At 37.3% G+C, this 13319-nt stretch carries 8 protein-coding genes and 1 pseudogene; 1 reads left to right on the top strand and 8 read right to left on the bottom strand.

Going from position 1 to position 13319, the window contains the following annotated elements; genetic code table 11:
- Window positions 1-281: 281 nt before the first annotated feature.
- Complete coding sequence (locus tag PALI_RS06490) at window positions 282-1127, top strand: UDP-2,3-diacylglucosamine diphosphatase (protein ID WP_193155311.1); 846 nt, start codon at window positions 282-284, stop codon at window positions 1125-1127.
- A gap of 22 nt (window positions 1128-1149) precedes the next feature.
- Here the strand turns inward: PALI_RS06490 and PALI_RS06485 are convergent, their stop codons facing one another.
- The 8 genes and pseudogenes from PALI_RS06485 to PALI_RS06450 form a co-directional block, all read right to left on the bottom strand.
- Window positions 1150-4206, bottom strand: a complete 3057-nt coding sequence (locus tag PALI_RS06485; protein ID WP_193155310.1) for a response regulator — start codon at window positions 4204-4206, stop codon at window positions 1150-1152.
- A gap of 425 nt (window positions 4207-4631) precedes the next feature.
- Window positions 4632-5036 (bottom strand): GNAT family N-acetyltransferase, encoded by a 405-nt coding sequence (locus PALI_RS06480; protein WP_138586418.1) that lies wholly within the window; start codon window positions 5034-5036, stop codon window positions 4632-4634.
- A 171-nt stretch (window positions 5037-5207) separates the two neighbouring features.
- On the bottom strand, window positions 5208-5624 hold the full coding sequence (locus tag PALI_RS06475; protein ID WP_138586417.1) for a GFA family protein: 417 nt from the start codon (window positions 5622-5624) through the stop codon (window positions 5208-5210).
- A 619-nt stretch (window positions 5625-6243) separates the two neighbouring features.
- A complete protein-coding gene (locus tag PALI_RS06470; RefSeq protein ID WP_193155309.1) occupies window positions 6244-6828 on the bottom strand; it encodes a GNAT family N-acetyltransferase in 585 nt (194 codons plus the stop codon).
- Between the two features lie 223 nt (window positions 6829-7051).
- Window positions 7052-7302: pseudogene (locus tag PALI_RS06465) on the bottom strand (hypothetical protein).
- A 256-nt stretch (window positions 7303-7558) separates the two neighbouring features.
- Entirely contained in the window at window positions 7559-9958 is a 2400-nt protein-coding gene (locus tag PALI_RS06460; protein WP_193155308.1) for a glycoside hydrolase family 15 protein, read from the bottom strand.
- Between the two features lie 10 nt (window positions 9959-9968).
- Window positions 9969-11465: an MFS transporter gene (locus tag PALI_RS06455; RefSeq protein ID WP_138584552.1), complete on the bottom strand. Its 1497-nt coding sequence runs from the start codon at window positions 11463-11465 to the stop codon at window positions 9969-9971.
- Window positions 11458-13317 (bottom strand): alpha-amylase family glycosyl hydrolase, encoded by a 1860-nt coding sequence (locus PALI_RS06450; protein WP_193155307.1) that lies wholly within the window; start codon window positions 13315-13317, stop codon window positions 11458-11460. The genes PALI_RS06455 and PALI_RS06450 overlap by 8 nt, the downstream gene beginning before the upstream one ends.
- Between the last annotated feature and the right edge of the window lie 2 nt (window positions 13318-13319).

The following is a 13319-nucleotide window of genomic DNA, read 5'->3' as shown; positions in this document are numbered from 1 at the left end:
TGAAAATCTCTGGCTAGAGAAAATAAATTTAAATATCACCATGATTCAATACGTTAGTAAATCTCTTAACCAGAGTTCAGGTTATTTAACTATTATACCAATCTGCTTATATATGAGGTCTATTTAACGTTAAAAAAATTACGCTAGAACTAGGCAAGAATTTTTGTATCTAGTTGTTCTAAATAAAAAATTTTTAACGACGTTATAGTGCAATTTAATTCGTTAAATTGTTCAAAGATTTATGCAGTTTGGTATTACACTCGATACTTTAGGGAATGAAAATGAGTAACGCTACAAACAGTAAAAAGCCACACTACCCTGCTATTTGGATATCTGATGTTCATCTGGGATACAAAGACTGTAAAGCCGATTACTTACTTGATTTTTTAAACTCTGTAGAATCTGACACGCTGTACTTGGTGGGTGATATTATTGATTTATGGTCGATGAAACGTCAATTTTATTGGCACCCTTCCCATTATCAAGTATTAAGCTGTATACAGCAAAAAGCAGCTAGCGGGACACGTGTCATTTATATTCCTGGTAATCATGATGAGACTTTTCGCAATTACATAGATCAGACTCTGTTTGGTATTGAAGTCCACCAGCAGTTTATTCACACTACTAAGGCTAATAAACGATTTTTGCTGGTGCACGGCGATGACTTTGACTCTGCGACTCGCTATAACAAATTTATTAGTATAGTAGGTGATGTAGGATATGACTTTTTATTATTTTTAAACCGCTGGACAAATCGTATTCGAAAGGTATTTGGTGGTAATTACTACTCGCTTGCTGCATGGATCAAAACCCGCGTACACAAAGCACGTGAAGCAATTACAGCCTTTGAAGACGCTGCAATTCATGAAGCTAAAAAACAAAATGTAGATGGTATTATTTGTGGTCACATTCATCATCCAAAAATAAAAGTTGATGATGGAATTGTGTATTGCAACGATGGAGATTGGATTGAAAGCTGTACTGCTCTTGTAGAGCAGCAAGATGGGAGAATTGAGTTATTACATTGGTCAGATACACAAACCATACTTGATAGCGCTGATGTAACAAAACTAGCGACACCGATAGTCAGTTCAGTAAAGATTAAACCTAAAAAATCAGCTGCATAGCAGTTGAGCGCGCACTTGTAATTTAGTTTAACCAGGTCAATAACTTACTCTTTAGAGTATGTGGCTTTATAGGTTTGGTTATATAGTCGTTCATACCTGCTGCGAGACATCGTTGTCTGTCGCCTTCCATTGCGCTTGCCGTCATTGCAATTATAGGTACACTTGCGTAATTACTTCCTGCTTTCGAATTTCTGATTGCATTGGTCGTATCGTAACCATTAAAGTTTGGCATTTGGCAATCCATTAAAATAACATCGAAGACGTGCTCCTTGTTTTGTTTTAATACCTCCAAAGCTTCTAAACCATCTGATGCTGAAGTAACTCTAACTTGAGTCGGCTTTAAAATCGCTTTAGCCACTTCTATATTTATCATATTATCGTCTACCAGTAATATATGGTATGGCGACAAATCAGGCTCAATGCACTCATCGATTAACTCTTTTGACGGCGTAATAATGAGCTCACTGTCCGAGCCAAATAAACTAGCGAGTTTATAACTAAATTGATCTTGGGTAAGTGGTTTATTTAAAATATGGCTGCCTTTAGAAAGTACAGCTTTAGCTGGGCTATCTGCCACCATATCACGTAAAATCAACACATACTTTTTGTTATACTGCTCACAAAAACGAACTAAAGCATTAATTTGTAAATGTTCATCATCTATTATTAATAAGTCAGCTTCAAACTCCTTATGATCGCTAAAGTAGTCGAGCCTTTCGATATTTGTACTGTGTATTTTGCAGGTGTTCTGTAATAAATCACAGACGTTTTTATAAACACTATCATGGGCGATTAATGTTGCAATACGAACATTCGTAGCAAGTTCAATACCTGTATTTAACTTTTTATTTTTAGCTATATGTAATTCAATGGTTGCACAAAATGTACTACCGACTCCTTTTTCACTAACAACGGATATGTTACCTCCCATTAACTGAGTAAGCTTTTTGCTGATAGATAACCCTAAACCTGTACCACCAAAATGACGCGTAGTACTAGAATCCTCTTGTGTAAACATGTCAAATAATTTAGCAATGTTCTCAGCCGCTATTCCAATACCGGTATCTTTTACGGTAAAACTCATTAATAATTTACTCTCAGTGATATATTTAGACCCGACTGTTAAACTCACTTCACCCCGATGAGTAAATTTAAATGCATTATTCACTAAATTAATTAAAATTTGTTTAAGTCGATGGCTATCGCCAATCACCATTCTATCCACTACATCTTTAGTATCTAAAAATACTTCAAGGCCTTTACGCTGCCCTTGTAATGCTAAAGAGCTAATCATATCGCTACATACTGTCACTATATCAAATGTATGATTATCGATATCAAGTTTGCCTGCTTCTATTTTAGAAAAATCGAGAATATCGTTTATCAAATTCATCAAAGAGTGAGCGCTGCTGTTTGCCAATTTTAAATAATGATGCTGTTGTTCGGATAAACCGTCCTCTTTTAGCATTTCAAGCATACCTAATACACCATTCATTGGTGTACGTATTTCATGAGAGATATTTGCCACAAAATCGCTTTTTGCTTGGCTAGCAATTAAAGCTTGATCAATGGCACACTCTAACTCAAGTGTTCTTTGTGAAACCTTCAACTCTAAAGTATTGTTTAAACTTTCCAGTGCTGATTGAGTATTTTTTAAGGAGCTTATATTTCTTAAAATTGCTGCGACTTGATATGCATTTTCATATACATCAAACACACTCGTTAAAGTAATTGAATAATATTGCTTATTTCCATTAGGCTCAGTATAAATGGCTTCAAAAGGCATCTTCGAACCTGCATTTATAGTTTGCGATAGACAATCTTTATCTATATCTGCCAACGTAAACATAGAAACAAAGTCAACTTCGTTCTCTATTGCATGATCAAACGCATACTTTGCTGTGTTATTACAATGAACAATGATACCCGTACTTTTTATTGTAAAAATAGCATCTAAGGAATTTTCAATAACTTTGTTATTTTGCTCTTTTAGCGAATGAATCAACAGTTTTCGATTAATAAAACGCTGATAAACAATGGTAACAACTAACAAAACAATCAGAAAAATAGCAAGTAGAGCGATGAAGTTTTCACGCCTTTTATTAACCTGTGTCATAAGCATATCGCTATCTACACTTACAGCTAACTCCAATGGCAGCATTGCAATATTGCCATCAAAGTAAATACGTTTTTTAATAAAATACTTTTTGGGTAAATTATTTAATGGTATTGCGCCTTCTAATGTCATACTTTGTGCATTTTTAAACTCATCACTCCAAGTTTTACCTCTGTTAAACTCAAAACCAAAGCTTAAATCAGGGTTTGGATGAAATAAAAACTCGTCTTCACTATTCATTAAATAAATGGCTGTATTTTTAGGTAATTCAAACTCTAAGCTTTTAAATAGTTGATCCGCAAAGTAGTTTGTCACAAGCACTGCAAAGACTTGCTTATCCTTATCAAACACTGGTTTAGCAACACGGAAAGTTGATACATAAGGTTTTTGAATATCTCCATTTTCACGATTGTAATTAATGGGTGAAATATAAACGGTATTCTCATCCAGCATACTGGCTTTTATAATGTAATCACGTTGTCCTTTTTTTTGTAACTGAGAGCCTTGTACCCGCTTAATTTCGCTTTGATAATTTCGATCAACTCTAACTATCTCTTGCCCTCCTTCAGCAAGCGCTATATAACGAGCTTGAAGAATACTCTCATCTGTTCGCATAAAACCTGAAAAAATACTAGCTAAACGCTCTTGCCATATAGCCATTGGTGTACCAAGTAGTGGATCTACACGATTATTTTCAGTCGCGCGCGTAATTCCTTTAATTGGTGGTGTTGCGTCTAAGAAACGAATGGCCGTTACGCTATCTTGAAAGTGTTTTTTTATTGCGACGGTTTTATTTTCAAGCTCTCGTTTTAGTTCAATATGAGACGCGCGATATATATCGCCTCTAATTTTTTGATCAAAGACAAAAAGAGAAGGAAGTGCAATGAGTAAAAAAAGCATCACAGTAAAAAGTACCAGTTTATTGCTTTTTGCAATACTTAAAAAAACATTCCTTTTGTACATTTATCTGCAACCTAAAAGTATAATACATTGAGTATAGAGCAAATAATCGTAACCTGAAAAATTAATTATTTATCGCTAATTTTGAAAAAGTGAATCTTTAAAGCCCTTCAACAACCTTACAGTTATATTGAGCTCATATTAATTTTCATATGCAAAATCACTATTATTTCAAAAATACTAATGTAATCTCTCCTAAAAATAATAAAAGCCTATAGGTATTAAATATATGGATTCGACGAGTATTAAACTATGTCATGACGTTCCTTTGCCAAAGAACATTTCAATGTAATTGCAAAACAAAGAAAGAAAACTGTGAATAGGCTGGGTGCCCAAATTACTACCACACTACAGTTAGCCGATACGAAGCCTTTGCTAGACTTTCATTTAGCCCGTTAGCACCGTAACTAATTGCTTATTACAGTTCGCTATAAAGTAAGCTTCATTTTAAAATATGGAATGTCCTGCTTATAAAAACGTACTCCGTACGGAGTCATACCAAAACGTCTATAAAAATCTAAGGCTGATTCTCTCGCGTCACACCAAAAAAGGTTAGCTTCTGTACTTTTTAATGACTGGATAATATGGCTCAACATTTTAGAACCAACACCTTGGTTTTGATAATCCGTGTCGGTTGCAAATTTACGTAAGCGTGCTTTACCCTGCGTCAAGTAAACAGAGGCAACACACACTAAATTGTCGTTTATAAAAGCACCAAAATGGCTCGCATCTTCATCACCGTCTACACGACAAAACTCAGTTGTTTCGTTGGGCCACAATACACGTTGGCGTAGTAACATTGTTTGTTCAGATGATATTTTGCATATCTGCATTTTGGTGTATTCACTCTCTAATAATTATATAAAAAATAATGATGACGCACCTCACTTTACTGTTAGAGCGTTATCCCACTTATAATAAAAAAGTAAACCTCATTAGGAATTTTGTAGTAAACGAATCAATTAGAAATTTGTAAGCTGTAATTATATACGTTAAATGCTTTATTATATTTTAGCAGCAAAGTAAGCCATTATCTCAGCAGTGGTCATTTCTTTAGTTTCATTTGAAAAACAATAATAATTTGGTCGCATGTCACTAAAATACTGCATATCCATTTCTAAGCCTTTCAAATTAGAGAACATACCTACTGGCATGTTATATTCGCCTGTTGCTTTGAACTTATAAAACAAATGAGTGCCGCATTCAATACAGAAACCACGAGACGCCCACGATGAAGATTCGTACATTTTAACTTTATCCATTCCTTCGATTTTGACTTTAGTCCCGCATTTTACAGCAAAAAATGGGGCCCCACCCCAAGTCCTACAGGATTGGCAATGACACACCGTAAACTTAGGATTAATTTCCTCTGCAGTTATTTGTACCGCCCCACAAAGACAGTTTGTTTTGTACTGAGACATTAATAAGACCTTACGTAATAAATAAAATAGTGGGTGTAGCGTTAGTAAAGCAGAAGCATCTGCTACTATGTTTTAAGTGAATTATATTAATAGCTTAAAATAAGTTTAGATAACGACTAAAATCAGCGATTTACTTTTGATTTTACAGACCATAACTTGGTTCCTATTTTGGTTCAATTTTTTCCTCTGTTTGTATAGGGGTATAACGGTATGTTTAGTGGGTTTTTATTTAAGTTGGAGAAATATTAACGCGTTTAAGTGGATTTTACAGCTAAACAATCTTAGTCATTCATTTCAGTATTATTCTTTGTTACTTTTATCGGCTATTTTAAACTTTAGCCATTATGATTATGTAATAGTTTTACACCAAACAATGCTTTAGTCGTTTTAATTCTATGCTTCATATTCTGATTTAATTAAAGTTAAGATAAATAAGCTGCAAGCTTAGTTCGCTCTTAGCAGATAGGACTGTATTTGAGATTTTAAAATGTCCTGTTATGCCAATGTTATTAAAAACATGATCATTCTACTGCATTAAAAATTATTCATAGTCGACTGCATGGATGCAGGAGGGTGAGCAATGCACTGAGCAATTGGCGTTACTTCCAGCTTCACTAATTTATGAATAGACCTTGTTTTGCAAATCACTTTTAACCGCTGGCCACTCAGTGTTAATTATTGAGTAAATAACCGTGTCCCTTATGCTTCCATCTTTTAAAATTTGATGATTTCGAAGAATGCCATCTTGCTTTGCGCCAAGCCTTTTTATAGCATTTCTAGAAGCTTGATTAAAAGAATGTGTTCTAAACTCAACAGCTAAACCTGTATGGGTGTCGAAAAGGTGACTAAGTAAAAGTAATTTACATTCGGTGTTAACAGGGGTTCGTCTAACCGATGATGAATACCACGTGTATCCTAACATAGCCCGTTTATTTATTTGGTCTGTATTATAAAAACGAGTCGTACCTACTATTTCATCGGAATCATTGCATTTTACCGCAAACGCTATATCACCCTTTGTTCCTGCTTTAACAGCTTCTTCGACATACCTTGCCATAGCGTCAGGCGATGGAACATTGGCAAACCACAGCTTCCAAGATTCACCATCTAAAACAGCTTGTTTTAAGCCCTCAGTGTGAGTTTTATTTAATGGTTCAAGCGTAACAAACTCACCCTTTAACTCAATACTAGATAACCATTGCATGCCACGCACCTATATAATTTATTGAAAAGCCGATACATTCTAAAAATAATGCCAACAGGCTAAATTTGATAAAAATGAGCTAAATGGATAAAAACCAAACACTCTAAAACATCATTCTATGGCCACAGGGCATTCATAAGAGGCATTTAAAAAATTTATACTATCTGGATAAGTATTTGAACAATTTAACGAACTAAATCGCCCATATTTAAGCTGTTCAGCATTATAGCTTAATGAGCGCGAGCATATCTTCACCATCATCATCTAAGCCCACTTCTTGAAAACCAAAGCTACAATAGAATTCTTTTGCAACTGGATTATTAGGGTTGTAGCAAATTTCAATTTCTTTTAGGTTTACGGTGCTTTTAGCGACCACATATTACACGCTACGTATTCTTCTTGCTCTTTTGAAACATCCAACTCGCAGACAGATTCATAATTTGAACTATCTACTTCTTTTAGAGATATATCCATGATCTTCCTTAACTTTAACGAGCATATAGAGTTATTCGTTCAGATGTACTTATCTAGAAACTTTAACTGAGTTGTTGTTGTGATTCAATCGATACCTTTGTTTATCGCCATTTTAAAGGCGTTTAGTTGTTGTTTTTATTGTTTTTAAAAGGAGGTTTATTAACATACAATCTATTTTAAGACGTGGCTAGGCTTTAAGAACAGAAAAGCCACAGCTGCTACACTGTGGCTTTTTGCTTAAGAATATAAATAAATGCTATTTTAGCGCTTGTTTAACAACGGGGTAATGATCCCATACTTGCTTGTCACTTAATGAACGTACCAGCTTAATATATTCAGCGTGAGTCCATGCCAGCGGAGTTGCTGAATTAGTCCCTTCGCCCAGTGTATAATCTGCTTTGTTTACACCAACGCCGTCCCATACTTGCTCTGGTAACATCATGCCTTCATTGGCAAATTGCTCTAGCCCTTTAACGTAACTGTTTTTAATTTCAGCTTGTTTTACGTCATTGAATGTATTACTGGCATTGGCTGCTGCAATTTCATAATGACCACGTTCGCCTGTAAAAAATGGCCATACACGTCCGCGTTGCCCAGGTGTATTACTTCCATTTTCAGCGTAATTTGTACCGGTTATTTCATCTTCCCCATAGCCATCGTTGCCATAACGACGATAACCTGCAAATGAGCCGCTACCATCGCTAAAGTTAAAGCTGTATTTTACTTGCAGATTGTTAGCGAGTGTTTCGTCATCATATTCTGGTAGCGTTTTTACAATGCTTGGTGCAAGTGCATCACGTACTCCATAGCGTACTAACTCTAAAAAGCCACCGTCCAAAATCTGTTTTTTATTAAAACCTTCTCGGCCGTTATTTGCGTTAATTGTGGTATTCGAGTTAGCATTTTCATCTTGACCAATACGGATGAAATATTCGCCATCGGTGGCTTTTGATTTTAAATTACCTTGGGTGGTAAACATCACTTTTTCGATGTCAGCGTTATAGCTTTTTGCCGTTGCTAAATAACGTTCTGCATTTTTTGTATCACCTGCCATATTCGCGATATCTGCGGCGCTAATTAAACCAGCAACAACCGCAGCGGTAGTTGATGGCGAATAGCCACTTTGCTCTTCCCAGCGCTCTTGTTGGGTTGCCGGTGGTGTGATTTGTGTATCATTCCATAAAATTTTCGCGCGTCCACCCTCGACTAAAAAGTCCGCAGCAGGTTTTAACATACGTGCGTACCAGTCTTTAAGCTCTGCATCACTAAGTACATTTGCTTGGTGTAATTTCCACGCGAGCATAATTGGCATCGCAGTTTGATCAAGCTGTACACCCACCCATTCAAGTTCGCCATCGACATGTGTTTTTTGTAAAAACCAGCCTGTATCGCCATTGTTACCTGGCGTTTTACTACTAACTTGTACTTTTTCAAGGTATTCAAATGCTGTTTTTGCCGTGGCTGTATCACCCAGTGCCATAAATGCCATGGCCACTTGGTAGAAATCTCGTACCCACACCGCTTTATAACCTGTTGAGCCTGTTTTAGCCGATACGGTTTCGCCCCACGGGTTAGACAACGAAGCAATAAGTGCGCCTGCGTGCGTTTTGTCTTCTTGTGCTTTTAATACCATTGCACTGGTATAAAGTAGCTTGCCGTTATCAGCCGTTTGCTCCGTCATTTTATTGATCGGAGTTAGGTTTTGTAGGTAATCTTGCCAACCAAATGCCGCACCTTTACCATTGTAGCTATCAAGTACACTTTGATAGCCTTTTGCTAATGTTTGGGCACCCTGCTCTGCACTTTGTTGCTCGCTACGTGCAAAGCTTAGTACTAAATCAAACGTGGTATTACTTTCAATACTACCAAGCTCAGCAAGTAGACTGACATTACCTGACTGCTCACCAGTATTGCTATAGCTGGTATTTAATGATTGTGACTTTTTGAGCTCATCCAAACCATCGCTTACACCCGTAAAGCCAACCGTTTTTGCGCCAAACTCAGTACTTGCTTGCAATGTTAAGTAGTTATCATCTTGCCAAGCCACTAAACCTTGCTCGGTAGTTTTTGCAAAATCATCAAGGCCGTTATTATTAATATATGGATTTACCACAACATAGGCTTTAACGTCTTTAAGGTCGGTATTAAACATGCTACGAACAAATAAACTTTGCCCATCAGGATCGGTAAATACGTGTTTTTCAAGAGTGAATCGACCTTGTTTATCTTTACTTACTATTTTATAAGCAAGTGATAACGGGCGACCTTGATCGTCTTTGTATAAATAATCAATCGTGACATCAAGATCGTCTGCTTCGCTAACAGTAAAGTTTTTTCCTGTTACCACAAATTGCATATCTTTTATTTGCGCTTGATGAATAAGGCCAAACATAGTTTCGGTGATCATGCCTTTAGCAATTGAAAACCAGACTTTTGATACTACACCTGTTGGTGCATCATTTGTGTAATGACCATTTTGGTATTGCTCGTACGATGTACCAATCCCTGTTTTACCTGCGTATGACCAAAATGGATCGTTACCTGGTGCACCAGGCGCAGTTGTTTTAGATGTTTGTGCCTGATTTGTATTTTGAGCACCGCATGCAGTTAATCCAAGTGCTAATAATGAGATAGTAATTAGGTTATAGTTTTTCATTTTTTTACTCTTAATTAGAATTTTTAACGCGCATAACAGCAATGGCTGCTAATACAAAAGACGCAGCACCAATTAACAAGGCATAAATAGGCTGATTAGAAAATACATGGCGCAAAATAAGCCCTAAAATACTGGCTGCAAGTAGCTGTGGAATAACTATAAAAAAGTTAAATATCCCCATATAAACGCCCATTTTATTACTCGGTAATGAGTTACTTAGCATCGCATAAGGCAATGAGAGTATAGAAGCCCACGCAAAACCAACGCCGATCATAGGAATAAGTAACATTTTAGGGTCTGTTATAAACATAAAGCTGGCAAGGCCTAATGCGCCTAGTAATAAGTTAAAACAATGCGCGCCTTTTAAGCCCATTTTTTTAACTAAGAATGGAATGCACATTGCGGCAATAGCAGCGAAGCCATTGTAGGCAGCAAATAAAATACCGACCCAATCAGCGCCATCGTTAAACGCTTTTGATGTTGTATCGCTACTACCATAATGAAAGCTTGTTACTGCCGACGTGGTATAAATCCACATTGCAAATAAGGTAAACCAACTAAAAAATTGCACCCAAGCTAATTGCTTCATCGCAGTTGGCATTGTAAATACATCTTGCACTACTTGATAAAAGCCCCCTTGGGTTTTATTAGCCCTTTTAAGTGCCGCTGCTATCCATTGCACAATACCAAAAGCTAATAAGCCACCAGCAAGTAGGTATAACTCTTTTTCAAGCGATAAGCCCATTACTAATGCAAGGGTCGCTAAACCAAGCACCACAAAAATAATGGCACCTTTATTAAAGTTAATATCTACTAATGCGGTGTTAGTCGGTTTGGCAGTTTGCTTTTCAAATTCAGCTAATTGCTCAGGGGTGTATTCTTTAGTTTTTGCAACAGTCCACAACACGGTGGCTAGTAAAACAACGCCGCCCCAGTAAAACGAGTACTTAACTGAATCGGGTATTTCACCAATGGCTGCGGTGTTGCTCACATCAAACCAATTGGTCATCATCCATGGCAGTGCTGATGCCAAAACTGCACCAATACCAATGAAAAAACTTTGCAAACCATACCCTGTCGCACGTTGCTTTTCTGGCAAGTTATCGCCTACAAGCGCTCTAAATGGCTCCATTGTGACATTGATAGATGCATCCATAATCCACAACATACCAGCGGCAATCCACAATGTTGGCGAATGTGGCATAAGAAACAATGCAATGGTTGTTAATATTGCGCCCATAAAGAAAAATGGACGACGACGACCAAGACGACACCACGTTTTATCGCTCCAATAACCAATAATAGGTTGAACGATTAAACCGGTTAGTGGCGCTGCTACCCACAAAATAGGAATATCATCCACTTGTGCGCCAAGGGTTTGAAAAATACGGCTCACATTACCGTTTTGCAGAGCAAAACCAAATTGAATACCTAAAAAACCAAAGCACATATTCCATATTTGCCAAAAACTTAGGTTTGGTTTATTGCTGTCATAATTATTATTCATTTTTTGCCTTATTCGTTAATACCGCGCTACTAAGTGGACCTAAAGTGAGGGTGAATGAAGCGCCATTCGCATTTTTTGATACTAAAATACCGTTATTATTTTCAAGTAAATCGTGTAAAGCATCCGCTGTATCTACTTTACTTGTTTGATTTTTATTTAAAGTAACCGTTATGGTTTGCGCTTGTTCACTAAAATTACTAACAACAAAAATTGATTGATTACCTAACGAACGTGAAAAACCCACCACAGCTTCACTGCCAACCACGTTTAGCGGATGCATATCGCCGCCAACAACCGCAGGCATATCATTAAGGGCCATAATTGATTTGTAATATTGACGAAGATTGACCTGTTCAATAGTAAGGTTAGCGCCATCAAATTTGCCATTGTTCATCCATGCTTGATGCGCTGGTACGCCAATGTAATCAAAAATACTGGTGCGGGTTGGTGAGCCAAAACCTGCATTTTCAGAGCCATCTTCCCCTACATCTTGGCCAAAATATAATAAGGTGGGTGCACGGCTAATCAGGTTTGAAACCACCATGGCTGGTTTACCCCACACAGCTTTGCCTGCAAAGTCTGGGCTTGCGATACGTTGTTCGTCGTGATTTTCTAAAAAGTGCAGCATGTGCTGTTCAATATCAGTAACCTGTTGCTGCGCATCAAAAATAGTGTTTGCAGGTTGCTTGCTTTGCATAATTGCTTTTAAGGTATCGTAAAAACCGACTTTATCGTATAAATAGTCCATTTTACCTTGATGGATATAAGCACGGTACATTTGTGGGTTGTAAACTTCGGCAAGTAAAAATGCATCAGGTTTTTGCATTTTTATTGATGAGTTTAAAAAACTCCAAAATTCAACTGACACCATTTCGGCCATGTCATACCTAAAACCATCAACGCCTTTATCAAGCCAGTAAAGGGTGATATCTCTGAATTTATACCAACTATTAGGTAACTCTTTATTTTGCCAAAAAGCAAAATGGGCGCGGTAATCTTGGTTTTCTAACTCTTTGGGCAATGTAGGAAAATCATAACTCCCATCGGGCTTTACTCCGTAGTTAACTTTAACTGTTTCGTACCAATCGTTCATATCTGGTTTTGGAGAACGAGCACCATTACCTGTCCATTTGGCGGGTGTTTCGTCAAAAAAACCATCTGCTAATGGATGATTGTTACCACCTAATACCTGATAAGTCGCCGATGCAGGCACTTGAAAAGACTGCCCTGGTACATAGTAAAAGTTATTGTTTTTATCGTACGCTTTGCTGGTGTCGTCTTGCTCACCAAAGTCTTTGACACCTTTAGGTTTGGCAACAGAGTGATAATTACGTGCCACATGATTAGGCACGATATCAATAACCACTTTCATACCATGGCTGTGAGTGCGCTCAATTAACGCACTAAACTCATCGAGTCTTCTGGCTACATTAATGGCTAAATCAGGGTTTACATCATAATAATCTTTTATTGCGTACGGCGAACCTGCTCGTCCCTTTACAACATCAGGGTCGTCTTGCTTTATACCGTACTCGGTGTAATCTCCAACGAGAGCATGATGTAATACGCCGGTATACCAAACGTGCGTTGTTCCCAGCTCCTTTATACCTTTGAGAGCGGCATCATTAAAGTCGGCAAACTTACCTACGCCATTTTGCTCTATCGTTCCCCAAGGCGTGTTTGTAGTATGCGTATTACCAAATAAGCGCGTAAAAACTTGATAAACAACAGGCTTAGTTAATTCATTTTGCTTTTGTGCAATAACTTGCGTTTGCGTAACTTCATCATCTGCACATGCATTTATAAAAAGCGCACTGCAAAGCAGTACAGGTGCATACATTGTTTTTTTCATTA

The sequence above is a fragment of the Pseudoalteromonas aliena SW19 genome, assembly GCF_014905615.1.
In the GTDB taxonomy this organism is placed as follows: Bacteria; Pseudomonadota; Gammaproteobacteria; order Enterobacterales; family Alteromonadaceae; genus Pseudoalteromonas; species Pseudoalteromonas aliena.
Note: the sequence above shows the minus strand (reverse complement) of the source record. Positions and strands in the feature narration are given on the sequence as shown.

What these genes read in the sequence shown, in the direction of transcription:
- PALI_RS06475 (WP_138586417.1), bottom strand. Translation starts at nt 5,624, where the DNA reads ATGTCTCAGTACAAAACAAACTGTCTTTGTGGGGCGGTACAAATAACT.
- PALI_RS06485 (WP_193155310.1), bottom strand. Translation starts at nt 4,206, where the DNA reads ATGTACAAAAGGAATGTTTTTTTAAGTATTGCAAAAAGCAATAAACTG.
- PALI_RS06460 (WP_193155308.1), bottom strand. Translation starts at nt 9,958, where the DNA reads ATGAAAAACTATAACCTAATTACTATCTCATTATTAGCACTTGGATTA.
- PALI_RS06455 (WP_138584552.1), bottom strand. Translation starts at nt 11,465, where the DNA reads ATGAATAATAATTATGACAGCAATAAACCAAACCTAAGTTTTTGGCAA.
- PALI_RS06480 (WP_138586418.1), bottom strand. Translation starts at nt 5,036, where the DNA reads ATGCAGATATGCAAAATATCATCTGAACAAACAATGTTACTACGCCAA.
- PALI_RS06470 (WP_193155309.1), bottom strand. Translation starts at nt 6,828, where the DNA reads ATGCAATGGTTATCTAGTATTGAGTTAAAGGGTGAGTTTGTTACGCTT.
- PALI_RS06490 (WP_193155311.1), top strand. Translation starts at nt 282, where the DNA reads ATGAGTAACGCTACAAACAGTAAAAAGCCACACTACCCTGCTATTTGG.
- PALI_RS06450 (WP_193155307.1), bottom strand. Translation starts at nt 13,317, where the DNA reads ATGAAAAAAACAATGTATGCACCTGTACTGCTTTGCAGTGCGCTTTTT.